At 41.7% G+C, this 24,193-nt stretch carries 22 protein-coding genes; 4 read left to right on the forward strand and 18 right to left on the reverse strand.

Annotation, left to right across the window (positions count from 1 at the left end):
• Nucleotide 1 precedes the first annotated feature (1 nt).
• From lspA to murJ, 4 genes are all read right to left on the reverse strand, one after another.
• On the reverse strand, nt 2-520 hold the full coding sequence (gene lspA, locus HII16_RS00705) for a signal peptidase II (protein ID WP_169126546.1): 519 nt from the start codon (nt 518-520) through the stop codon (nt 2-4).
• A 25-nt stretch (nt 521-545) separates the two neighbouring features.
• The gene (gene ileS / locus HII16_RS00710; protein WP_169126548.1) at nt 546-3,365 is read right to left on the reverse strand and encodes an isoleucine--tRNA ligase; all 2,820 of its coding nucleotides are present in this window, start codon (nt 3,363-3,365) and stop codon (nt 546-548) included.
• 51 nt (nt 3,366-3,416) lie between these two features.
• Entirely contained in the window at nt 3,417-4,346 is a 930-nt protein-coding gene (gene ribF / locus HII16_RS00715) for a bifunctional riboflavin kinase/FAD synthetase (protein ID WP_169126550.1), read from the reverse strand.
• Between the two features lie 258 nt (nt 4,347-4,604).
• Entirely contained in the window at nt 4,605-6,170 is a 1,566-nt protein-coding gene (gene murJ, locus HII16_RS00720) for a murein biosynthesis integral membrane protein MurJ (protein WP_169126552.1), read from the reverse strand.
• Nucleotides 6,171-6,410: 240 nt separating this feature from the next.
• Between murJ and rpsT the strand changes: the two genes are divergently transcribed.
• The 3 genes from rpsT (at nt 6,411) to HII16_RS00735 (ending at nt 8,625) form a co-directional block, all read left to right on the forward strand.
• A complete protein-coding gene (gene rpsT / locus HII16_RS00725; RefSeq protein ID WP_135437685.1) occupies nt 6,411-6,671 on the forward strand; it encodes a 30S ribosomal protein S20 in 261 nt (86 codons plus the stop codon).
• A gap of 309 nt (nt 6,672-6,980) precedes the next feature.
• The gene (locus HII16_RS00730; protein WP_169126554.1) at nt 6,981-7,589 is read left to right on the forward strand and encodes a PEP-CTERM sorting domain-containing protein; all 609 of its coding nucleotides are present in this window, start codon (nt 6,981-6,983) and stop codon (nt 7,587-7,589) included.
• 415 nt (nt 7,590-8,004) lie between these two features.
• Complete coding sequence (locus HII16_RS00735; protein ID WP_169126556.1) at nt 8,005-8,625, forward strand: PEP-CTERM sorting domain-containing protein; 621 nt, start codon at nt 8,005-8,007, stop codon at nt 8,623-8,625.
• A 169-nt stretch (nt 8,626-8,794) separates the two neighbouring features.
• Here the strand turns inward: HII16_RS00735 and HII16_RS00740 are convergent, their stop codons facing one another.
• The 5 genes from HII16_RS00740 to rppH form a co-directional block, all read right to left on the reverse strand.
• Entirely contained in the window at nt 8,795-9,646 is an 852-nt protein-coding gene (locus HII16_RS00740) for a thymidylate synthase (protein WP_169126558.1), read from the reverse strand.
• Complete coding sequence (lgt, locus tag HII16_RS00745) at nt 9,646-10,476, reverse strand: prolipoprotein diacylglyceryl transferase (RefSeq protein WP_169126560.1); 831 nt, start codon at nt 10,474-10,476, stop codon at nt 9,646-9,648. The genes HII16_RS00740 and lgt overlap by 1 nt, the downstream gene beginning before the upstream one ends.
• A gap of 12 nt (nt 10,477-10,488) precedes the next feature.
• Entirely contained in the window at nt 10,489-11,253 is a 765-nt protein-coding gene (locus HII16_RS00750; RefSeq protein ID WP_248289461.1) for a sulfite exporter TauE/SafE family protein, read from the reverse strand.
• Nucleotides 11,254-11,381: 128 nt separating this feature from the next.
• Entirely contained in the window at nt 11,382-13,643 is a 2,262-nt protein-coding gene (ptsP, locus tag HII16_RS00755) for a phosphoenolpyruvate--protein phosphotransferase (protein WP_169126562.1), read from the reverse strand.
• 206 nt (nt 13,644-13,849) lie between these two features.
• Complete coding sequence (rppH, locus tag HII16_RS00760) at nt 13,850-14,416, reverse strand: RNA pyrophosphohydrolase (protein WP_135437692.1); 567 nt, start codon at nt 14,414-14,416, stop codon at nt 13,850-13,852.
• A 137-nt stretch (nt 14,417-14,553) separates the two neighbouring features.
• Between rppH and mutH the strand changes: the two genes are divergently transcribed.
• Nucleotides 14,554-15,225: a DNA mismatch repair endonuclease MutH gene (mutH, locus tag HII16_RS00765; RefSeq protein WP_169126564.1), complete on the forward strand. Its 672-nt coding sequence runs from the start codon at nt 14,554-14,556 to the stop codon at nt 15,223-15,225.
• Nucleotides 15,226-15,244: 19 nt separating this feature from the next.
• On the opposite strand, the gene HII16_RS00770 is transcribed toward mutH, so the two are convergent.
• The 9 genes from HII16_RS00770 to HII16_RS00810 form a co-directional block, all read right to left on the reverse strand.
• Nucleotides 15,245-16,141, reverse strand: a complete 897-nt coding sequence (locus HII16_RS00770) for a D-hexose-6-phosphate mutarotase (RefSeq protein ID WP_169126566.1) — start codon at nt 16,139-16,141, stop codon at nt 15,245-15,247.
• 20 nt (nt 16,142-16,161) lie between these two features.
• On the reverse strand, nt 16,162-17,265 hold the full coding sequence (locus HII16_RS00775; RefSeq protein WP_169126568.1) for a tetratricopeptide repeat protein: 1,104 nt from the start codon (nt 17,263-17,265) through the stop codon (nt 16,162-16,164).
• 20 nt (nt 17,266-17,285) lie between these two features.
• Nucleotides 17,286-18,254 (reverse strand): type II secretion system F family protein, encoded by a 969-nt coding sequence (locus HII16_RS00780; protein ID WP_169126570.1) that lies wholly within the window; start codon nt 18,252-18,254, stop codon nt 17,286-17,288.
• Between the two features lies 1 nt (nt 18,255).
• On the reverse strand, nt 18,256-19,221 hold the full coding sequence (locus tag HII16_RS00785; protein WP_169126572.1) for a type II secretion system F family protein: 966 nt from the start codon (nt 19,219-19,221) through the stop codon (nt 18,256-18,258).
• A 9-nt stretch (nt 19,222-19,230) separates the two neighbouring features.
• A complete protein-coding gene (locus HII16_RS00790) occupies nt 19,231-20,547 on the reverse strand; it encodes a CpaF family protein (protein ID WP_211183354.1) in 1,317 nt (438 codons plus the stop codon).
• Entirely contained in the window at nt 20,548-21,795 is a 1,248-nt protein-coding gene (locus tag HII16_RS00795; protein ID WP_169126574.1) for an AAA family ATPase, read from the reverse strand. It lies immediately after the preceding gene.
• A 63-nt stretch (nt 21,796-21,858) separates the two neighbouring features.
• On the reverse strand, nt 21,859-22,350 hold the full coding sequence (locus tag HII16_RS00800) for a TadE/TadG family type IV pilus assembly protein (protein WP_169126576.1): 492 nt from the start codon (nt 22,348-22,350) through the stop codon (nt 21,859-21,861).
• Between the two features lies 1 nt (nt 22,351).
• On the reverse strand, nt 22,352-22,828 hold the full coding sequence (locus HII16_RS00805) for a TadE family protein (protein WP_248289479.1): 477 nt from the start codon (nt 22,826-22,828) through the stop codon (nt 22,352-22,354).
• The gene (locus HII16_RS00810) at nt 22,828-24,177 is read right to left on the reverse strand and encodes a TadE/TadG family type IV pilus assembly protein (protein ID WP_169126580.1); all 1,350 of its coding nucleotides are present in this window, start codon (nt 24,175-24,177) and stop codon (nt 22,828-22,830) included. The genes HII16_RS00805 and HII16_RS00810 overlap by 1 nt, the downstream gene beginning before the upstream one ends.
• Nucleotides 24,178-24,193: the final 16 nt, after the last annotated feature.

Here is a 24,193-nt window from a genome sequence, read left to right on the forward strand (position 1 = left end):
ACTACTCTTGAGATTGAGTCTTGGACTCGGATTTTGACTTATCGTCATTTTTAAAAGCATCAATGATCATCAATGCGGCACCGACAAAAATCGCCGAATCGGCAATATTAAATGCCGGCCAATGCCTATTGCCGATATAGAAATCGAGAAAGTCGATAACGTAACCGTACATAACGCGATCGATAAGGTTACCTAGCGCACCACTTAAGATCAACGCAAACGCAATGGCGATCATCTTTTGGTGTTTGGGTGTTTTACTCATCCAGAAAATCAGCAATATGCTCATCACGGCGGCTATCGCCGTAAAAAACCAACGCTGCCAGCCGCCTTGATCAGCCAAAAAGCTAAATGCAGCGCCTGGGTTGTGTACATAGGTTAAGTTGAACAATGGCATTACCGCGATACTTTGACGGTAATCCATGGTTGCGACAACCAATTGCTTCGATGCTTGATCAACAATCAGCATTATCAGCGCCAACCAAAGCCAGCGCAATCCTGTTTCTTTAAATACGTTTGACATAAGCCTACTTCTCTATTGCCATGTCTTAGGCAAATTGACGTGTTTCGCCTTCACCTTCAATGTTGGTGATACAACGACCACACAAATCAGCGTGTTGTTCATTGCTACCAACATCGTCGGTATAGTGCCAACAACGCTCACATTTGCTGCCACTTGATGCTTTGACAACAACTGACAAACCAGCAACTTCGCTCACAAAGGCACCTTCTGGCGCTTCACCAACAACCACGTTTGCGGCAGAGGTAATCAACACAAAACGTAACTCTGTCTCAAGTTTTTGTAATTTAGCCGCCAACTCTTGCGATGCGTATAAGGTTACGTCCGCTTGTAAGGTCGCCCCAACAACTTCGTCGCGACGCGCTTGCTCTAACGCTTTGTTGACCTCGGTACGAACAGCCAATACTTGTGTCCAGAATGCATCGTTTAGTTCAGCGTCTTGTGCTTGCTCTTGTAAACCATCGAACCAAACACCGGTAAATACATACTCATCACGCTCACCTGGCAATGCCGACCAAATCTCTTGTGCAGTGAACGAGGTGATTGGTGCCATCCAACGAACCATTGCTTCTGCAATTAAGAATAATGCCGATTGACACGAACGACGCGCATGCGAGTCTTCTTTAGCGGTATATTGTCTATCTTTGATAATGTCCAGATAAAAACCACCCAGCTCTGTGGTACAAAAATTCATTAACTTTTGCACAACCGCATGGAACTCATAGTTGTCATAAGCGTCAACAATCTCTTGTTGCAAGCTTGCTGCTTTAGCGACAACCCAACGATCCAAGGCAACCATATCTTCAACGGCAACCATATGCTGATTTGGCTCAAAACCATTCATATTGGCTAATAAGAAACGCGACGTGTTACGAATACGGCGATACGCGTCAGCTTGACGCTTAAAAATTTCATTCGACACGGTGATTTCTTGGGTATAGTTCACTGACGCGACCCAAAGACGTAAAATATCTGCTCCCATTTTATTGGTAATTTCACTTGGCGTGACAACATTACCAAGCGATTTAGACATCTTATGACCGTTAACATCGACGGTAAAACCGTGAGTTAGCACTTCACTGTATGGTGCCTGACCAGTCATTGCCACCGATGACATCATTGATGACATAAACCAACCACGGTGTTGATCGCTACCTTCTAGATACAGATCAGCACGCTTGTCGAACTCTTCACGAGCCGAAACAACTGAGTAGTGCGAAACACCTGAATCGAACCAAACATCCAAGGTATCAGGTACTTTTACATACTCATCCGAACCTTCGCCGAGTAATTCGGCTGGTTCCATATCAAACCACGCTTGAATGCCGCCTTGTTCAACTTTTTTCGCGACTTCTTCAATCAAGGCGATTGAATCAGGGTGCAATGCACCGGTGTCTTTATGAACGAACAAAGCAATTGGCACCCCCCAAGTACGTTGGCGTGAAATACACCAATCTGGTCGACCTTCAACCATTTTTTCGATTCGGCTTTCGCCCCAGTCTGGGATCCATTTGGTTTTGCTAATTTCTTTTAATGAATCACTACGCAAATTATTTTGATCCATGCTGATAAACCATTGTGGTGTCGCACGGAAGATAATTGGCGTTTTATGGCGCCAGCAATGTGGGTAAGAATGCTCATAAGCATGATGATGCAGCAAAGCGCCCTTTTCTTTTAGGGTTTCAACGACATTATTATTAGCTTTGAATACGTGCTGACCACCAAATAACTCGGTATCCGGTAAATACACACCATTAGCACCAACAGGGTTAGCCACTTCTAGGTCATATTTACGACCAACGTTAAAATCATCTACACCATGACCCGGTGCGGTATGTACACAACCTGTACCGGAATCAGTGGTAACGTGGTCGCCTAAAATCACTGGTACAGTGAAATCATAAAATGGGTGTTGAACTCGAACGTTTTCAAGCGCACTACCTTTACAAAAACCTAATGCGTGATATTTTTCTACGCCAAAACGGTCCATGCAGTCTTTAACAAGATCTGTGGCCAAAATGAGACGCAATGGGCCTTGCTCTGTTTCTACTTGTACCAAGGTGTATTGCAATTCAGGGTGTACAGACACCGCGCGATTTGCTGGTAGCGTCCACGGCGTCGTTGTCCAAATTACAATACCAATTTGGCCTTCACCACGATGATCTTCTGGGTGATCAAATAAGTCCGCCACGCTGTCGTCGGCGTTGAATTTAACGTCAATAGCCGGTGATACTTTGTCTTTGTATTCAACTTCCGCTTCGGCTAGTGCTGAACCACAATCTGTACACCAGTGCACCGGTTTAAAACCTTGATGCAAATGACCGTTTTCAGTAATTTTACCCAATGCGCGAATGATATTGGCTTCAGTTTTAAAGTCCATGGTCAGGTATGGGTTATCCCAATCACCAAATATACCTAGACGTTTAAAGTCTTCACGTTGACCATTTACTTGGGTCATCGCATAGTCGCGACATTTTTGACGAAACTCCGCCGAATTAAGTTTTTTACCTGGCTTGCCCCACTTTTTCTCAACAACCAATTCAATTGGTAGACCATGACAATCCCAGCCAGGAACGTATGGTGAGTCAAAATCAGACAAGGTTTTCGCTTTAACAATAACGTCTTTAAGAATTTTGTTTACGGCATGCCCTAAGTGAATATTACCGTTAGCATACGGAGGGCCGTCATGAAGAATAAATGACTTTTTACCTTTTTTGGCGGCTCGAATTTGACCGTATAGATCTTGTTCCGCCCATGCTTGCAGCATTTTTGGTTCACGTTGCGGTAAATTACCGCGCATCGGAAACTCGGTATCGGGTAAATTTAAGGTATGTTTGTAATCACTCATTGAAATAATTATCCGTAGCTATTAACTATTCGCTTGCATGTAATGCCAAGATTAACCTTGCTGTTGGCAAAATTGGCGTGCTTGTTCTGCATCTATGGCAATTTGTGCGGTCAAATCCGTTAGAGAGGCAAATCGTTGCTCTTCTCGTAACTTTTTCAGTAACACAACTTCTATCTGTTTACCGTACAAATTACCTTTAAAATCAAAAATATGGACTTCCAACTGTTGTCGGATGCCTCTTACTGTTGGTCTCGAACCTATATTAGCGACACCATTATACGACTGACCAGCTATATTGGTCTGCACCACATAAACACCACTGACCGGTGATACGCAGCGCTTTAACAAGACATTTGCGGTTGGAAACCCTAAATTTCGGCCTTGTTTATCACCGTGAACCACGCGGCCACGGATACTGTACTTTCGCCCTAGCATCACTTGTGCTTCTGCTAAGTCGTTTTGTTGTAACGCTTTGCGTATTTCGGTGCTGGAAATACGACATTGATGTACTTTAAAACTGGCGGTATCGGTTACGTCAAAACCGTATTTAGTACCTTCTCGTTGCAACATGGCAAAATCACCTAAGCGGTTCTTACCAAACCGAAAATCATCACCGATGATTAGGTGTTTTACACCAAGTTTGCGTACCAATAAATCTTCGACGAACTGTTCTGCTGACTGTGCTGCAAACTTGTGATTGAAATTAACACAAATTAAGCGCTTCACGCCAAGTTCCGCCAACAACGAATATTTATCGCGCAAACGGCTTAACCTTGCCGGTGCCATTTGCGGGTTAAATAATTCTTGAGGTTGTGGTTCAAACACCATTACGGCGGGGATCAAATTCGACTGTTGGGCTTTTTCAACCAGCGCTTCAACAACTCGCTGATGTCCTAAATGCACACCATCAAAGTTACCAATAGTTAGCACGCAGCCATTGTGCGCGTCTCGAATATTGTGGATGCCTCTAACCAGTTGCATTAACGTAAAAACCTGTACCTCAGTGATAGCGAAGATACTGCCTTTTAAAAGACAATATAAATACGCCAGTAATAACCGGCGAATTATATATCAGTGTGGCGCAATAATCAGCACCTAAACGCAAGTTTGCAAAATTTTTAGAGTTTTTTTTTCGTTTAACGAAAAAGCGGCATCAGTAAAGTGGCTCTTTGGGCTAATTTGACAACAAATTATTGTCTATATGCTTGTTACTTCGCAGTAATTCGAATCATTGCCATATTATTTACCAATAAAATGGCGCGGCCTAAGACCCAGCATGGCCGCGGCTGCAAAATAGATAACTGCGCCGCACAGGATAAGGCCAATTAAGTTGCTGACCTTTTGCCACAATGCCATATCAATCCATAGGGCAAGTTCCGGCGATAACCACATAAGCGCCAACGCCATAATGGCTGCACTGATGACTAATTTGACGATGATGGTTATCGTTGCTCGGTCGATATGATAAATACCTTTCGCCGCTAAGCCTCTATATAACAAGGTTGCATTCAATGTTGCGGATAAAGCCGTCGCAATCGCTAGCCCGACATAGCCAAATACCGGTGCCAGCATTAAATTGAACGCCATATTAGCCGCCATCGCTTTAACACCTATTATCACAGGAGTCTTGGTATCTTGGCGCGCGTAATACCCTGGAGCGAGGATTTTGATGAACATAAAGCTTATCAAACCGCTCATGTAGGCGAATAACGCATAAGATACATGCAACACGTCTTGCTGCGAGAACTCACCGCGCATAAATAGCACCATAATCACTGGTTGCGCTAATACAACCAAACCCGCCATCGCTGGCCAGCCTAATAAACTCACCACCTTTAATGCCCAGCCAATGGTATCGGCAAATTGGCCAGAATCTTTGCTGGCATGTAATCTCGATAAACTCGGTAAAATGATGGTAGCAATGGCAATACCGAACAGACCAAGCGGAAACTCTAATAAACGGTCTGCATAGTAAAGCCAACTGATCGAACCGGTAATAAGGAAACTGGCAATCAAGGTATCAAGTAATAAATTAATTTGTGTGACTGATACGCCAAACAAAGCAGGGACAATAAGCTTGCGAATTTTGCGAACACCAGGATGGCGCCACCCCCATGACGGTTTAACTAACACACCTGCGCGATACAAAAACGGCAGCTGAAACAAAAATTGACTAAAACCACCAAGAAATACTCCCCAGGCTAAGGCATAAGCGGGCTCTTCAAATTGACTGGAGAGAAATATCGCCGCCAATATAATGCACACATTGAGTAGCACAGGCGTAAACGCCGCTGCGGCGAATTTACCCAAGGTATTAAGCACGGAACCTGCCAGCGCGGTTAAGGCAATAAACCATAAATAAGGAAAGGTAATGGTTAACAAACTTGATGCTAAGTCAAACTTGGCGGCGTTAGGGCCATCATTAAGCCAATCGAGAAACCAGCCAAAACCAAATAAGCCAACCACCACAGGCGAGGCTATCATGCCAAACAAGGTGACAACCGAGACAATGATGCCTAATGTACCGCTGACTTTGGCTATCAGCTCTCTGCTTTCGTGTGTGCCATTGACTTGATCTTGGTGCTGATATTCAGACAATACCGGCACAAAAGCTTGTGCAAATGCGCCTTCAGCAAATAATCGACGTAAGAAGTTTGGAATTTTGTTTGCAAAAAAGAATACGTCGGCACCTGCACTGGTACCGATTTTGTCAGCAATAACGATATCTCTGACCAAACCCAGCACTCTTGATATGAGGGTCATAAAACTGACTACTAGGCCAGATTTAAGCAAACGCTTAGCCAAAATTGCTGCTCCTTTGTTATTTTTATTACTAATTTGGTTACCAAGACCGGTAAAGTTTCGGTTCAAGGGCCAATTATGTTAGTATCATATCCTTTGACGGGCTGGGTTAAAACCGCTATTTCATCCTAATCATCAGTTAATCGATTTTATTTAGTTAAAACGTTTGACATTGGCGGAAAAAACAGGCATATTTCGCAGCCTTAAATTATGGCTATATTATTTAAATTTTAGGAGTTCACCTTGGCTAACTCTAAGTCTGCTAAGAAGCGCGCTGTCCAATCAGAGAAGCGTCGCCAACACAATGCTTCACGTCGCTCAATGATGCGTACTTACGTGAAGAAAGTTATCGCTGCAATTGAAGCTGGTAACAAAGAAGTTGCTACACAAGAAATGGTAGCTGCTACACCAATTTTAGACCGTTACGCAAGTAAAGGTTTAATCCACAAAAACAAAGCGTCTCGTGTTAAGAGTCGTTTAAATGCAAAAATCAAAGCTCTTTAATTGAGTTTTTGCTAAAGTTTTTTTAGAAATACCGCCTTTAGGCGGTATTTTTTTGCCTTAAAAATGCCTCCTTAAAAGCTTCCCAAAAGCGCCTTAAAAGCTGTAAAAAAGTCCGCCATCCCTGTTTCCATCTGGCCTAAACTGGTGTCAGTATTTTTTACAAATCACTACTTTGTCTTTTGTTTTCGTACCTGTGTCGACGTCAAGTCACTAATAAGGTGAGTAAAAATTATTTCGGAATGGATATTGCAGCCTTTAGAGCGAGTTCTATAAATTAACGGCTTAAGACAAAATTCAAGAGGAAATCTTATGTATAAAGGAAAGAATCTGATTGGTGCTATATTGCTGCTCATGCTCTCCTCATTCGCCACCAAGGCCAGTTACATGGAGCCTTGTGATGAAATGTATATCGGTGTTGAGCAAAGTTATGCCTGTGACATGGGAACCATCAACAATGACAAACTCAATCCGATTCAAGTCAATGTAGACATGATGTTCGGTTATGATGATTGGGAATTCCTCTCTAAAGATGAAAGTAGCACTGGTCAAGGGCAATCAGGTACGTTTACCTTTGACCCTATGGATGGCTACGACATCATGGTTGTATTGAAAGGTGGGGCAGCAGCCAACCCAGATGTCTATGTTGGCTACTGGTTAGATTTTGAATCAGCGTATGATGCAGAATCTGACAGCTACATTTTCACTTGGGATTCACCATTTGTTGGCCCTAATGGACCAATTCAAGATGTTTCACACGTTAGTTTTTACGCTCGCTTGTGTGACGAAGCATCGACCACCGATGGCCTGCCAAGCAACTGTGACGGTACCAACCCGCCGTCAGAAGTACCAGAGCCTACCTCGTTACTGATTTTAGCTAGCGGATTACTGGGTTTACGTTTCGCGAGAAAAAGAGTTTAAAAACTTTAAATTAAACGCTAAAGCCGTTCAGGTCTAAACCTGAACGGCGAATTAAAAAGAGAACAGCAAAACTGTTCTCTTTTTGGTTTGCAGGTTTCTATACTAGGTATTGTTCTATCATCCCCTCCATGCCTTTATAAACATAGCCTGTAACATCAACAGAACCGTCAGAATATTGATAAATTCAGGCTTAAAACCATGACTTTAAGGTAAAGTTGTTACCTTTCAATAAGATGGCTTTAGCTGGAGTTCTAATACTGACAGGCTTTTTTACACTCGAATCAAGCTCCCACCGATCCAGCAACCAAAAAACCACAATAAAGCATTGAAATACATAGTAAAAAAAATGTCGGTATGCATATTGCTAGATTCAACTCAATTATTCAGTTAACAATAAAACCAAAGAGGCAAGGTTATGTGGAAAGGAAAAAGTCTAATAGGTGCCGTGTTAATTCTTGCAGTCTCCTCGTTTGGAGCGAATGCAGAATACATGTCTCCGTGTGATGAATTGTATGTAGGTGTTGATCAAAACCACGCCTGTGACATGGGTTCAACCAACAATGACAAGCTAAATCCACTGCAAGTCAATATTGATGAAATGTTTGGCTATACTGACTGGGAGTTTTTATATAAAGATGAGAGCAGCTCAGGTAAAGGTCAATCAGGTACATTTACCTTTGATCCTATGGATGGCTACGACATCATGGTTGTATTAAAAGGTGGTGGCGGTGCAACGCCTGATGTTTACGTTGGCTACTGGCTTGATTTTGGCGCCGCGTTTGATGAAGAGTCTGGTGATTACATTTTCACTTGGGATACTCCATTCTCAAAAGATGGAGACGGCCAACAAATGATGGACGTATCACATATATCATTCTACGCTCGCATGTGTGACGAAGATGAAGTAAGCGCGACTAAAGGCCTACCAAGTAATTGTGATGGAACAAATCCTCCATCAGAAGTGCCTGAGCCAACTTCACTGCTTATACTAGCAAGCGGTCTATTAGGGTTACGATTTGCAAGACGCAGAGCTTAAGCTTAGTTAATCAGTCATAGTTCGCTGAGCGACAACAGCGAACTCAACACATCTTCAACTAGCCCTGACCAACTAGTTAATAGATAAAAAAGGAGAACAGTTTACCTGTTCTCCTTTTTTTTAAGTTTTTATTAAGTGATTTAAGCGAACAGAAAGCTATATCTAAACGCTATACCGAAAAGGGATATTGAATTGGATCATGATGCTCATAACCAACAACTTTAAAGTCATCCGCTGTGACCCACTTTTCGACATCTTCTAGGGTTTTAATATCTGGATTAATCTCTAATTTAGGTGCGGCTAATGGTTCACGTTTTAGCTGAACATTTTCCATTAAATCTAGCTGATCTTCATAAATATGCGCATTGACAATTTTATGAAAAGCGGTACCCGCTTTATGACCGGTAATTTGCGCCATCAAGGCTAAAAAAGTAAACACTTGAATTTGGTTAAAGTTAAGCCCAAGTGGTACATCACATGAACGCTGAAAGCTCGTCAAATGCAATGTATCACCTAATAAGGAGAAATTATGGGTGTGCATACAAGGGCGTAAACAGCCCATATGAAATTCGCCAGGGTTATAGAAAGAGATAATTTCGCCACGGTCATCGTTACCATTTTTCAAATTATCGACAACTTTCTTTAACTGATCTACGGTGCCGCCGTCTGGCTTTTGCCAAGAGCGACCTTGTACGCCGTAGACGCGCCCCATATCATCCTCTCCTTTACGGTATGGGTTGTTCAGCCATACGCTGTTTTCATTGGCATTGGCGTCCCAAGTACGAGCGCCAAGAGCACGAAAATCAGCGGCATTATCATAACCTTTGATATAACCAAGCAATTCCGCAATGGCTGCTTTGTAAAAGCTTTTACGTGTTGTGATCAATGGAAAATGATTATTGGCCACATCGTATTGCAAGTCAGCATTGATAACCGTAAGACAGCGCTTGCCGGTACGCTTGTTATCTACCCAAACACCTTCGTCGATAATGCGTTGACAAAGATCTAAATACTGTCTCATTAGTGCGCTCCCTTGGTTTGCTTGTTACTAGTCTCGTTTGAGTGTTGATTTAAGCCCCAGATGATCAATGCCAAACCACCAATCACCATAGGTAAGGACAATATCTGTCCCATAGAAATAAAGCTAAAAATAAAGCCTAAATGAGCATCTGGCTCTCTAAAGAATTCAACGATAAATCGAAATGCGCCATAACCGGCTAGAAATGTACCGCCTGCAACACCGGTCGCTTTTGTATGTTTATTGACAAAGTAAACCATAAAGAACAATACCACGCCTTCGAGAAAAAATTCATACAATTGCGATGGGTGGCGAGCAAGCCCTAATGGATCGCTTGGGAAAACCATTGCCCAACTGACGTCAGTTTCTCGGCCCCAAAGCTCGGCGTTAATAAAGTTACCGACACGCCCTGCCCCTAGGCCGAATGGCACCAATGGCGCGACAAAATCACCAACTTGTAAGAAGGATTTTTTTTCTTTACGGGCGAACAATAATATAGCCGTTAATACGCCTAGTAAGCCGCCATGGAATGACATGCCGCCGGTCCATATTTTGAATAAATACAGCGGGTCACTTAAGAAATAGTCAAAATTATAAAACAATACATAGCCAACTCGACCGCCGACAATGACGCCAAGAAAGCCATAAAATAATAGGTCACTGACCTGGTCTCGGCTCCACACACCATTGGATTTATCGGCTGCTTTATTGGCGTAAACCATGGCAAAAATAAAACCAATCAGGTACATCAATCCATACCAGCGCAAAGCAACAGGACCGACGGAAAAAATAATGGGATCTATTTGTGGAAATTGAATAGCTGCAAATGTCATAGACAGTCCGTTTTAAAACATCATTTTTATTGCCACTAATATCAAGAACGCGGCAAAAACTTTTTTTATTGTTTTCACTGGCAAGCGGTTGGCAAGTTTCACTCCATATCGAGCAAGTATTGTCGACGTTGACGCAATCCCAAGTACCGCAGGCCAATAGATATATCCTAAGCTCCAGTCAGGTAAATTAGGATTTCCAAGACCTGCTATCATAAACGCCATTGTGCCAAAAAGCGACACTATCATGCCACATGCAGTGGAAATACCTATCGCATGCAATAAATTCATGCCGCAATAGGTCAAAAAAGGGATTAAAACGGCGCCACCACTGATGCCCATTAAGCTTGAAATCACACCTGTGAATGCTGAAACCGCTTTTAACACTCTTTTAGAAGGCAGGTCACGTTGCACTGTTTGCCTTATCGATAACAACATATACGTCGCCAGCACGATGACAAAACTAGCAAATAACCAAGTTAAGGTTTTTGCCGGTAACAAGTCCGCCAGGTTTGCACCAATCACCGCACCAATTGCGACAAAAATCATTAGCTTCTTAGTGAGTCGCCATGGAATATTACCGAGTTTATGATGATTGAATGCGGCCATCGATGAGGTAACGACAATCGACGCCAAAGAGCTGGCTAATGCAATTGGCATGACAATTTCTTTGGCAACACCAAATTTCGGTAACAGCATGACTAATGCCGGTACAATAACCAAGCCACCACCAATGCCAAGCAAGCCAGCAAGAAACCCTACTAGCGTGCCTATTAACATGCATACTAAAAATACCGAAAGAAACATTTTGTCTTTTAATTTTTGTGAAGACCTAAATCGACAGTAAAGCCAAAATCCGGTCTATATTATTGGCTTTCTTGGCTGATACGTAATAGCACCGTATAAGTCTATTTACCAGCGCGAACGAAACCACCTAAGCCCAGTAATTCCAACTGATCATTTAGGTAGTTATGAACCTCATCGGGCGTATTGTACATGAGGCATTGAGTTAATATTTGTTGTGATTGCTCGTAACTGACGTTACGAATGGCCCACTTTATTTTAGGGATATTATGAGAGCTCATGCTCAGTTTATCATATCCCATGGCCATTAATAACAAAGCACCGCCAGGGTCACTTGCCAGCTCGCCACATAAACTAAGCTCTATCAAACTCAGTTGAGCTTGTTCGGCAATATGGTTTAGGGCTCTTAGCACGGCTGGATGATAGGTATCGTATAACACAGAGACCCGAGCATTGTTTCGATCAACCGCCAGTAAATACTGGGTTAAATCATTACTGCCTACACTAAAAAAATCGACTTTCTCTGCGAGCTCCTTGAGCTGAAAAATCACCGACGGAACTTCAATCATGATACCAATTTTCGGTTTTGCTACCGTCTGTGTTGTTTCATTGGAAATCTCATAATAAGCTTGATTAATCAATCGCATAGCATCATCCACTTCATTTAAACTGGACACCATTGGCAACATAATTTCCAAATTGCCCTGACCAATATTGGCTGCTAGCATGGCACGAACTTGCACCAAAAATATCTCAGGGTGATCTAGGGTTATGCGAATCCCACGCCATCCCAAAAACGGATTATCTTCTTCAATTGGAAAGTATGACAAAGCTTTGTCACCGCCAATATCCAAGGTTCGCATCACCACAGGTTGACGTTGAAACGACTCTAATACTGTTTTGTACCAACAAATTTGTTCTTGTTCGGATGGAAAACAGTTACGTTCCATAAATGGAATTTCAGTACGATATAGACCAATACCAACCGCACCATTTTTCATCGACTCATTAAACTCAGTGCTTAAGCCCGCGTTCAGTAATAACTCGATTGAACGACCGTCTTGGGTTACCGCCGGTAAATTAACCACTTGCGCAACGATTTGCTGCAGTTCCTGCTCTTCTTTAACTAAATGGCGATATTCATTTAATATTGCCTCATCCGGGGATAAATAGATCTCTCCCGAGTAGCCATCAATAACCGCCTGTTTGTCAGAAAACAAACTCAACGGAATATTACCCACAGCAACAATAGCAGGAAAGCCTAGAGCTCTTGCCAATATAACTGCGTGCGAGCTGGTTGAACCTTGTAAGGAAACGATGGCTTTCAAGCTTTTATCTTGATACTCAGCTAACAAGGAGACAGTGACTTCTTCTGCCACTAAGATCATCTGCTCGGGAAAATGTACCCTTGATGAGGTTTCCTGCTGCAAGTGATACAACACTCGGTTGCCCAAGTCTTTAATATCGGTGGCTCTTTCTCGAATATAGGCGTCGTCCACCGCTTCAAATTTCACCACGTATTGTTCTATGACCAGTTTTAAGGCACTTTCTGCAGACCAACCTTGAGCAATTTTATCAGTTATTTCTTCGCCTAAACTTGCGCTTTCTAGCATGTGACGATACATCTCAAAGATATCTAAAGTATCTTCGGGGATCGCCCCTTGCATACGCTCACTCATATTCATTAAATCGTCATGAGTTTGTCGTACAGCAACATTAAACAAAGATAATTGCTGTTCCTTGTTGTCGCTTTTGCGCAAACTGATGCCACTTAACTGAGCTTTGGGGTAGCTAACATATAGATTACCAATGGCTAAGCCGGGTGACGCTGGCACACCTTGAATAAATTGGCGATTTTGCTGATGTTTACTTCGGCTGAGTATTTCTTTGCTTTCGATGTTGGCGATAACAACGGCAAGTTGTGCAGCGAGCGTCACTAAAAACGCTTCTTCATTTTCGTTAAATTGTCGTGATTGACGTTGCTGAACAGAAATAATACCTAACACTTTGCGTTGGTGAATAATCGGCGTACCCATAAACGCATTTAAATCTTCTTCTTTAACTTCAGGTGCATGCTTAAAACGAGGATGAAATTGCGCGTTCGCAATATTAATAGGTTCCTCACGTTGCCCGACTAAACCAACAAGGCCCTCAGAAAACCCTATAGTTGTGTGTCCCAGTGACGCTTGCGCCAAACCATCGGATGCCATTAACAGGAAATGTTGTTGCTGATAATCGGCAAGATAGATGGAACAACAGTCGGTTTTTAGCGCCTGCTTGACATCGGCTACCATATTGCCCAGAGCTTTATTTAACTCGGGTTCCTGGGTAAAAGCCAAAACAATGCGACGCAGTGTGGTTAACATATTCTCTCTTAAAGAAATGATTGACGCTGATACAACAGCGCCCCAACGACAGGGGATTATAATAGTTAGACCGTAAGTATAAACTAATTTGCTTGTTATTTAAAATCATAGACTTACCAACGAGTGCTAGTAAAGTCATCCTACAGATACAAAAAAACCACGACAGGCGTGGTTTTTCTTTATTGCGGCAAAGTAACTACTTTAGACTAACTTTTTGCTTTACGACGGCGGTGGTTTCTTCGTTGATTATGGCCTTTTCTTGGCTTACTCGATCTAAAATCACTATTTTCGTACTGCCCTTTCGGTAACGCTATTGGCGAAAACTCTTTCATCACTCGACGATAGACATCGCGCTTAAATGATACAACTTGTCGCACTGGATACCAGTAACTTACCCATCGCCAGTCATCAAATTCGGGATGAGAGGAATGCAACAAGTCAACATCTTCATCAGCGCATGTGAGCTTTAATAAAAACCATTTTTGCTTTTGACCAATACATACAGGGTTGCTGTCGTGTCTGATCAAGCGTTTCGGTAATCGATATTTTAACCAATGCTTAGACGTTGCTATGACTTCTACTTGGTGTGGCTTTAAGCCAACTTCTTCATATAATTCACGAAACATGGTTTGTTCAGCTGATTCACCTTCATCGACACCACCTTGCGGAAACTGCCATGAATGCTGATTATAGCGTCTGGCCCAAAACACCTGGCCTTTACCATTTGTAATTACTATGCCGACGTTGGCTCTAAAGCCTTCGGCATCAATCACGTGAACTCCCGTTCAATTCTACGTTGTTAAATTGATTGTTCCACAAACTTCAGCTTGGAGCAAATAAACGGAGAAATAATTTCTATTTTAACTAATTCACGACATAATAAGCGAAAATAGTTTAATCAAAATGAGTCATGACTAGGATCCCAAGTAGCGAACATCAACTTATGAAAACTGCGCAAAGCATCGCTGGGTTTTCATTAGGTGATTTAGCCGAGCAGCATAAGGTTGCCGTCCCTGAAAGTCTCAATAGAGAAAAAGGTTGGATTGGCTTACTGCTCGAAAAAGTTTTAGGCGCACATGCCGGCTCAAGACCATTACCTGACTTCCCAGAATTAGGTATCGAATTAAAAACCTTGCCTATTAATGACCAAGGAAAACCTTTAGAAACAACCTTCGTTTGTGTCGCCCCACTTACAGGTATCACAGGTGAAATTTGGGAAACCAGTCATATTCGCAACAAGCTCAACAAAGTATTATGGGTACCGATTATTTCCGAGCGCCATATCCCTATTGCTGAGCGCATCGTTTGCACGCCTTTTTTATGGCAAGCGAGCCAAGAACAAGAACAATTATTAAAAGACGATTGGCAAGAACTAACCGATATGATTGCTATGGGAGAAGTAGAGAAAATAAATGGCAGCTATGGGCAAGTTATGCAACTTAGACCCAAAGCGGCAAATTCCAAAGCAAAAACTCAAGCATTTGATAAGCACGGGAAACCATTTATGACTCTGCCTAGAGGTTTTTATTTAAAAACCTCATTTACCCAGCAAATACTGCTCGATAATTTACGAGTGGGATAGCACTAATATCTAGTGTTATTTAAACATTATAAACCTGAATCTCTTGGCTAAGTTCAATAGACTTTCCAGCTTCGACGGTAAGCCAATTGGTGTTTGACGCTTCTAGACAAACAAACTCATTCTCTCCACCTTGGTGCACATCCGCCATGGCTGATGCCGTGGCTTTGCCTGGGTTCCATAAGACCCATTGTGGGCAATTGGATTTTTTAATTTCGATAGCACGTTTCCAGTGTTTATCAAAAATTGTCGCAGAAGAATTGCAATGATAAATTCTATCAATTGGGCCAACACAGTTAAACACATCGCTTGGTGTGCATTTTAAGTGAGAACTTATTTTGTCATCATAGTAATGATTATTTAAAACAGGCACCGCAACGTATTTAGGGTCACTGACACGAAAATAACTGTGCAAAGCACCATTAAAACGAAATGCTTTATCACTGGTATTGGTGACATTTAACGTTTGCTGCAATGAATTTGAGATCACAATACGTTGAGTTAGTTGATATTTAAATGGCCAAATATTCTGGCTTTGCTCGCCCTCTAGCACTAATGTAAGCACAACGTCATCTTGATTGATTTGATATTCTGCTAACGACCACTGTGATGTTCTGGCAAAGCCATGATTACCGCCACCTTCTAACGCGCCAAACCAAGGCCAACACAGTGGAACCCCACCTCTTATTGCCTCTTCCTGGTCATATTTCGCTTTTTTGCTCAGCCAAAAAACCTCTTTCTGGCCGTTAGGCTGCCAACTTAAAATTTGACCACCATGCAACGACAATGATGCCTCAAATCTATCGTGGCTAACGTCGATTAACGTGATGCTGTCAGATAACACTCGGGCATTTATCGAGCCATAATTATTGCTATCTAACTCGCGAATTGATGGATTACTTTGCTTCTCTGCTATCAAGGTTTTCTCTATAGAGTCATTTATTGACTCGTTTCTATAACAGTCGTATCAACGCTTGCTGCAACTTGATTGTCTATTTCTGTACTCAATGAAACAGATTCGGATACCTTATCTTGAGTTAACGACAACGACTGTTCTTGCTGTAATTGCATGTCACGTTTTTTCATCTCAACCTTTTCTAAATTTATATTGGCTTTTTCGAAATAACGTGGTGATAAATCTATTGCTTTTTTAAAGAAATATTCCGCTTCATCTATACGCCCCTCTAGAAGGACAAAATAGCCTAAATCATTGTAAGCATCGTGCTCCGGCATGACTTGTTTGAAGGTTTTAATGGCTCGATTATATTGTCCTTTGCGAGCATATACTAGCCCCAAATTTGTCCAACCTCGCTTAAACTGATTATTACTGTTTATTGCTTTTTTAAAATACTTTTCAGCCAAAGCTAAATCTCCCGTAAGGTAATAGGAGTAACCAATATTGGACAAAATATTCGCTGATTTAGCGTTAATTTTAAGAGCCAGATGATAATAGGTACGTGCGAGTTCGAAGTTTCGATCCATATCCTCTATCACTCCGGATACATTGTATGCATCGACTGGGGATTCAGTATCTGGCACAAAATAGTTCATTTCCTTAATCGCACCTAAGCCTTCTAAGCGTTTCTGATCTTGAAAAATCGCTTGTAAAAGGTGTGTTTTGCCTAAGTCAAAATTACCATTTTCTACTTCAATAATACCCAACGCTTGATGAGCATAAACCATACTGTTGTCATTAAGTAATGCTTCTCGATACGCTCTAACCGCGATCTTATGATTACCTTGTTTGTCGTGGATACGAGCAATGCGATAGAGAACGTCTGCATTATCAGGCTGATATTCTAAGCACTGAATATAGTAATATAATGCTTGGTCTGTATCCCCTGAGCGTTCAGAGTTTAGAGCAAATTCAAATGCTTTCTCAAAGGTTTCAGTGGTTAAATGGGTATTCGTTTTCCCTTCACCAAATAAATCTTGTCTCGCATATTGCTGCATTGATGTCGGCTGCTCTTTCGTGGTTTGACACGCCGAAAGAAACAAGGCCACCATTGAAACCAGCATTATTCTTAGTATTTTTATATGCATACGCACTCCAGTTATGCGGTTTAAAACGCTTTATCCCAAACGCTCATTACTTTCAATATAGCAGGTCCTACGGCAACAATGAAAAACGATGGCCAAATACAAAATAACATAGGGAACAGCATCTTAGTACCAAGCTTGGCCGCTTTTTCTTCTGCAGCCTGCAAACGCTTATCACGGTATTCATCGGCATAAACACGCAATGTATCGGCAATTCCGGTACCCAAACGCAAACTTTGAACGATAACTGAATTAAGACCGCGAATATCTTCTAAACCCGTACGTTCAGAGAACTCATGTAACGCATCTTGCATCGAATAACCTACGCGCACTTTACGGCACACTAAGGCGAGCTCATGCGATAATTCGAAGTGTGAGAACTCCATCTCTTTACTGACCCTTTGAAAGGCTTCAAGTAAGCCTAGGCCTGATTCACAACAAACGACAAGCAAATCCAATGCATCAGGAAAAAACTTGCGCAACCCATTCATACGTTTATTGGCTAAGTGAGTGAGCACTAAACCTGGTGCGATATAACCAAAACCAACAATCATCGCCACCACATAAAACGACATAGTTGAAGACATATTGGGTAAATATTGCAATGCCGCGAGTGCTGCTGCGCCGGCAATTAGCAGTAAAAATAACTTAATCGCATTATAAATTTTTAGTGCGCTTTCGTTATGGTAACCGGCGTGGATTAGCAATTTTTTACTTTCGCTATCGCCGCCCATTCTTGAAGGTAACCAAGATGATTTGTCCAACCCCTGTTCTAAAGACTTAGAAAATCCTTCCTGCTTATTGAAGTTTTGTTTATCTCCGGTTTTTAGCCTTTCAAGTTGAATTTTAATTGGTGAATAAACACCAGAAACAAACAGGCTTATAGCCGCAGCGAGAGTCACACCGGCTAATCCTGTTACGGCATAGAAGATAGCTTGAACCGTAGTCGGGTCATCGGTATATTCGCGAATTAAAGACAGTAAATAATCCATATTAAAGCTCTATCTGTATTAGTTTGCTGATCCACCAAATGCCTATCATCATGCTGACAAGACCAAATTTAAGTAAATCGATGCCTTCTTCTGAAGCGACTAACTGTGTTAAATAGCCAGGCGAGACTATATGCAACATAGCAAAAAGTAAAAACGGCGTCAGAACAAGTATCCAAGCTGATAATCGCCCTTCCGCTGACATAGTTTTAACCTTACGTTTAAAACCAAATCGTTGTCTGATAACACGAGATAAGGTTTCTATTTTTTCAGCAAGGTTACCACCGGTTTCTTTTTGAATACTTACGGCGCTAGCAAACGCCATAGCAGATGTAATAGGTACTCGGCCAACGAAATTGTATAATGCCGTTTTAACATCATTACCAAAATTAATTTGATGGAACATCAAGTTAAATTCATAAGCGAGTTCACCGCGTGATTCTTCACAAACGAGCTTTAAAGCTTCCGAAAATGCGTAACCAGCTTGCAATCCACGCTTTAACACATCTAAAGCTTCAGGGAATTGCTCTTCGATTTTTTCAAAACGCTTGGTAATATCGCGATTGAGCTTGACCATAGACGCAAAACTGATGATTGCAGCAACCACCAATAAAAAGATCCAGTCCCGAGTAAACAACCATACTAAAGGTGAGACCAAGGCGATGATCGTTATTACAATTAAGATATACTGATGGCCAAATAACTTTGAGCCGCCCATTTCTAATTTAGAGGTTATATCGCCAACAAACGTCTCGCTTTCGACATAGCGTAACATCGGTGATAATTTTTCTAGGCGCTTGGCTTTGATTAAATCAAGTTGCGCATCCGCTGAATCTGAAAGATCTTTCAGTTTCGTTTTCAGAATTTTTGTTTTTGCCCGTTGCGGGCTGTAAACGGATACTAATAACGTCTGCGACATAAAAATCACAGCACCAAATATCAGCAACAGGAATGTTAATTCAGTACTCATACCTGCCTCCTAAAAATTAATAGTTTCGATATCAACACCAAAAACAGAATGCGGTAAATCTATGCCTTTCAGCAATATCTGTTTATGGAAGTTAGGTACAACGCCGGTCGCTTTAAACTCACCAATAATGTCGCCTGATTCAGTCTTTCCTCGACGTTGGAAGGTAAATATTTCAGACATGGTAATGACATCACCTTCCATACCATTAATCTCAGACACGCTGGTTATACGCCGTTTACCATCTTCCTGTCGTTGCAACTGCACCACTAAATCTATGGCGGAAGCAATTTGCGCTCTAATATTGTGAACCGGCATATCAATACCGCCCATACAAACCATATTCTCCAAACGACTTAATGCATCCCGAGGACTGTTTGCATGCAATGTAGTTAGCGACCCTTCATGACCGGTATTCATTGCAGCGAGCATATCAATAGCTTCTGCACCACGTACCTCACCGATAACAATACGGTCTGGACGCATACGTAAACAGTTTTTCACCAAATCACGCTGCATCACTTCACCTACACCTTCAATATTAGCAACGCGAGTTTCTAGTCTAACAACGTGGGGCTGTTGTAGCTGTAATTCAGCTGAGTCTTCGATGGTAATAATGCGTTCGTCTGACGGAATATAGCCAGATAAGATATTAAGCAACGTAGTTTTACCGCTACCTGTACCACCGGAAATTAATATGTTTAATTTGCCATGCACTGCAGCCTGAATCAGCTTGCCTATTTCTTCGCTCATTGAACGGTATTCAATCAACTGGTGCGCTCTAAGTTTTTCTACGGTAAATCGACGAATGGACAGCGATGGACCATCTAAAGCAAGAGGAGGTATGATAGCGTTTACTCGAGAACCGTCTTTAAGTCTTGCATCGACCATTGGTGATGACTCATCTATGCGACGGCCAACACCTGATACAATACGATCAATAATATTGAGCAAATGAGAGTTATCATAAAATTGCACCGGAACACGTTCTAATTTACCGTGCCTTTCGACATAAATATTATCAAAGCGATTCACCAAAATATCTGAAATTGTTGGATCAGCAAATAACGTCTCTAATGGCCCTAACCCTAAAATCTCATCAATAATTAACTTAATGATTTTTTGACGAACCGACAAATTTAATGGTCTAGAGGTTTCATTGAGTAAATGATTACACGCTTCGGTTATTTGCTCCTCAGCATTAGCTGAATCCATGGTTTCTAACACCGACAAGTCCATCATTTTGATCAACTGTGTGTATAGTTCTTGTTTTATATCTAAATCTTGAGCACTTAAACTCTCGAAATAGTTTTCTGCGACCATTTCCATTTATTTATCCCTCTTTAAAAATGACCAAAAGCTTCCAGATGAGTCTTTTTCCATAAATTCAACTGGTGTTGCTTGCGCAATAGCATTACGTAAGTTTTGTTCGATAACTTTTGAACTTGACACTTCTCTCACGGTTTTCGCGAGATCAGTGCATGCATTAGCAAATTGATGATCATTCTCAATCGCATATACTGCGTCAATTCCAGTAGCCTCAGCGACATCTTTATCACTTATACTGCTGTACTTGCTTGAGTACCGATTTAGTAAAATAGATATTTTTGCCTTTGGTATCCCTAGCCTTTCGGTTAGTTGTTTAACGAGTGCTTTGGCTTCTCGAATGCTCACAATATTTTGTTGTACAACAATGAAAATCGCGTCTGACACGTCGAGTATATTGAATGAAAATGCTTCTAAACCTCTAGATAAGTCGGTAATCAAATAAGAATAGTCGCAACGTATTTTGTATATCAGTTGTGATAATTGCCCATGATTAATGTCGCTTAATTCATTAATTTGCGAGAAAGACTTTACCGGCAATAAACTCAAGTTATCGCGATGGCACATCATTGACTTAATCGCCGTAGAGTCAAGCTCATCGACATCTTGTAAGGCTTGATCTAAGTAATATTCAGGGGTAAAGCCCATACTGTCAGCCAATGTACCAAACTGAAGATCACCATCGACTACCGCAACCGCAGCATCTTCTGCAATTATTTGCGCCATGCAATTAGTGATAAAACTGGCGCCACTGCCCGCTTTACCATTAATGACAGAAATAATAGGTGCGAGCTCAGCTTTACTAAATAGTTCATCGCTGACTTTTTTAATGGTATTGAATGCTTCTCGTTCAAATTCAGTCATTGATAAAACATCATGAACTTTAAGAGAAATCGCTTGTTTCATAATATCTTGTGACAGGTTTTCGGCGATTAAAACAATTGGAAAGCCCGCTTTTCCAGCACGTTCAAGATTGCTTTTGGTTTCGATATCATCGCCGGTATGAGTAATAAAAACTAATTGATAATCTTTTTTAATAAAGTTCAATTTGCTTTCAAATGTCACTCTTAAGTTTTTTATCTGCTGCAAAAAGCTTTCTGTTGTCGCTTGTAAATTAGGATCAGCACAAACAAATAGTGATTCGATTAATACAGGTAAAGACATTTTCGATTTTTCCTTCATCACTTCTGGTTGGCTTGAGTCCGTTTTGTTTTCTTGCCAATCAAATAATTTACGTACTTTATGTTCCATAGCATCCTCAGTATTCAAATTCTTAGTTGACAAGCCTGCAAGCTAGTAATAGTGCTATTTTGTTTAGCATGATGTATAACCCCAACGCGTTGCCCCCATACTTTCAGCCGGTAAGGTGGTACTGAAAGTTGGCGAGTTTAAAGTGATAAATAGTCCAGGTATCAATAAGTCATGTTGATAGTTGACGATTTCAACTCTAACCAATTGCAATGTAGACAATGTTGTCGCATTGGTACCAGCACCGGTTAAATAGAAGATTTGAATATTAGCTGCTGATAGGTTTGGAATTAAGCTCTCCATACCGGCAACCGCTGAACTTGTTACACCTGATGGCGGAGCAGTAGACGCGGGTATGGTGCTAATATCCGTCGTATCAGTTAATAGGTTACAGACTGTAGCCACCCTAGCTGCCCGTCTCGACACCTCCGTTAATACGTTCCAAGTAAACATCAATCGAGATATTTCCATTGCCGCGAAAAACAACAGCAAGAAAACACTGCCGACAATAGCAAATTCGACCGTATAAATTCCGCTTTGTCGTTTACTAAAACGCATGTTATAACGCCCTCATGGTATAGCGCACAACCAAAGGAAAGGTCATATCAATACTATTGCCAGACACAAACAAAGGCAGTTGCGTGAAAATCAGTGGTTGCCACTCATAGGTAACCGTGAGCGTAATGTATTCTCCATCGATACCAACAGCATCGGTAAAGACAAAGTCATCAGCAGCCAAACTTGGTAATAATACGCCACCTGAACTAACCCCGCCATACATGGCGATAGTTCTTGATTCGGCGGCAATATCAGTTGTTGTAACAGTACCGGTGGAACCATCCCTTGCATCATTTATAGCAAACCGTAACGCATCACGAGTGATATGATTTAACGCGTTGTATTGATACAACAAACGTGAAAATTCGGCGACAACAAATGTAAAAAACAACAGCAATGGCAAAATCAAAGTAAATTCGATAGCGGCAAGGCCTCTTTGTTTTTTTCTGTTAATAATGCGAGAACCAGAAAACTGCATCACGATGTGGTACTCCCAGGAACATGGTAAAGGACGATGGTATACGGGCCAGGATTATCTTGAGCAATGCCAGATGGAATGCCTGTTCCGGAGCACACCGAATTAAACTCACCAACGACATAAGATTCATTACCCGTATGGGCGACTTGTTGGGTTAGAAAAAAACAGCCAAACCCTAAAAAATCGACATTATTTGCACCATTGATTGAGCCATCACCACAATCGCCAATCACCACTCTAATTTCTCGACGATGCGGTTTGACCACATCACTGCTATCGGCATCGATAAAATCGCCTTGTCTAATCGTTGCAGATGACGTATCACACGCTCCCGCCGCTATGTCATCCAGGTAATTTTGATATGTGTAATAATCGTTCGTTGTTACACCGGTACCAGGGTCTGTAACCGTTGGCATAACAACGTTGCCATCATCATCAAAATCTATCAATTTACCTTCGCAATTATTCTGATCGCGTGGATAAGAACCTTCGTCCCCCTTCATCGTGCCGTGATAACTGCCAAAACGCGTGTTTAAGCCATCAGCTACCGGACCTACAACATTCCCTGGTTGGGTGGGTACACTTTCATTATCAACGCCGGGGGAAAAACAGGAATATTCGCTAGAATCGGCTCCTGCCATAGCATAACGCAAATCATTAGCACCACTTAAACCATCAAGCTCTATTAGTTGAAAATTACCGGGGCCAACAGGTGAATTAGGATCTGAGTCGATTTTTAATGCCATCAGTTCGGCAACGCCTAAACCGAAGTTTGTTGCCGCGGTTTGCGTTGCATCACCGCAAATCATCATAGGAACCAAGTCATTGGAGCAAAATGTAATCGCTGTACTGGGTCCAGCTATAGCTGATGCCGAAATTTGTTTATCGAGGCCAAACAAGCCTGCAAAATAACTGTTTAATCCAACATCATTAACACGAACTAATACATAACGTGCATCAGCACTTGTGCTGCTGGTAAATGGTTGAGGTCGCATTGAAAAATCAACGCTAACCTGAGCATTAATGGTATTACTGGTTAATGGCGAAGTGGTCGACGGTAAAGCAGAAATACCATCATCTATTTCAAACGCATCGCCATGCGCTAGATTAGCATTCAATATTTGCACAACAGCAGCACGCGCATCGGCATGACTACCACCTGTATCCAATGTTTTGGCAGCGTTCAATGCCGCTGCATCGACGTAATTTTGTAGCCTGTTTTTATTGAGCATGATATGACCGCCATCAAGGGCTAAGGCAGCCATACCCAAAATCGCTACAATGCCTAACGTGAACAACACTAGGATATTACCCTTTTGCTTATAAACCGATTTACTTCGACCTAACATTATTCACCTCCATTTT

It is taken from the genome of Thalassotalea sp. Y01, from assembly GCF_012932945.1.
Classification (GTDB): Bacteria; Pseudomonadota; Gammaproteobacteria; order Enterobacterales; family Alteromonadaceae; genus Thalassotalea_A.

Bases quoted from the DNA above. Each gene is read 5' to 3' on its own strand.
- lspA (WP_169126546.1), bottom strand. From the start codon at position 520: ATGTCAAACGTATTTAAAGAAACAGGATTGCGCTGGCTTTGGTTGGCG.
- ileS (WP_169126548.1), bottom strand. From the start codon at position 3,365: ATGAGTGATTACAAACATACCTTAAATTTACCCGATACCGAGTTTCCG.
- ribF (WP_169126550.1), bottom strand. From the start codon at position 4,346: ATGCAACTGGTTAGAGGCATCCACAATATTCGAGACGCGCACAATGGC.
- HII16_RS00730 (WP_169126554.1), top strand. From the start codon at position 6,981: ATGTATAAAGGAAAGAATCTGATTGGTGCTATATTGCTGCTCATGCTC.
- HII16_RS00735 (WP_169126556.1), top strand. From the start codon at position 8,005: ATGTGGAAAGGAAAAAGTCTAATAGGTGCCGTGTTAATTCTTGCAGTC.
- HII16_RS00740 (WP_169126558.1), bottom strand. From the start codon at position 9,646: ATGAGACAGTATTTAGATCTTTGTCAACGCATTATCGACGAAGGTGTT.
- lgt (WP_169126560.1), bottom strand. From the start codon at position 10,476: ATGACATTTGCAGCTATTCAATTTCCACAAATAGATCCCATTATTTTT.
- HII16_RS00750 (WP_248289461.1), bottom strand. From the start codon at position 11,253: ATGTTAATAGGCACGCTAGTAGGGTTTCTTGCTGGCTTGCTTGGCATT.
- ptsP (WP_169126562.1), bottom strand. From the start codon at position 13,643: ATGTTAACCACACTGCGTCGCATTGTTTTGGCTTTTACCCAGGAACCC.
- mutH (WP_169126564.1), top strand. From the start codon at position 14,554: ATGACTAGGATCCCAAGTAGCGAACATCAACTTATGAAAACTGCGCAA.
- HII16_RS00775 (WP_169126568.1), bottom strand. From the start codon at position 17,265: ATGCATATAAAAATACTAAGAATAATGCTGGTTTCAATGGTGGCCTTG.
- HII16_RS00780 (WP_169126570.1), bottom strand. From the start codon at position 18,254: ATGGATTATTTACTGTCTTTAATTCGCGAATATACCGATGACCCGACT.
- HII16_RS00785 (WP_169126572.1), bottom strand. From the start codon at position 19,221: ATGAGTACTGAATTAACATTCCTGTTGCTGATATTTGGTGCTGTGATT.
- HII16_RS00790 (WP_211183354.1), bottom strand. From the start codon at position 20,547: ATGGAAATGGTCGCAGAAAACTATTTCGAGAGTTTAAGTGCTCAAGAT.
- HII16_RS00795 (WP_169126574.1), bottom strand. From the start codon at position 21,795: ATGGAACATAAAGTACGTAAATTATTTGATTGGCAAGAAAACAAAACG.
- HII16_RS00800 (WP_169126576.1), bottom strand. From the start codon at position 22,350: ATGCGTTTTAGTAAACGACAAAGCGGAATTTATACGGTCGAATTTGCT.
- HII16_RS00805 (WP_248289479.1), bottom strand. From the start codon at position 22,828: ATGCAGTTTTCTGGTTCTCGCATTATTAACAGAAAAAAACAAAGAGGC.
- HII16_RS00810 (WP_169126580.1), bottom strand. From the start codon at position 24,177: ATGTTAGGTCGAAGTAAATCGGTTTATAAGCAAAAGGGTAATATCCTA.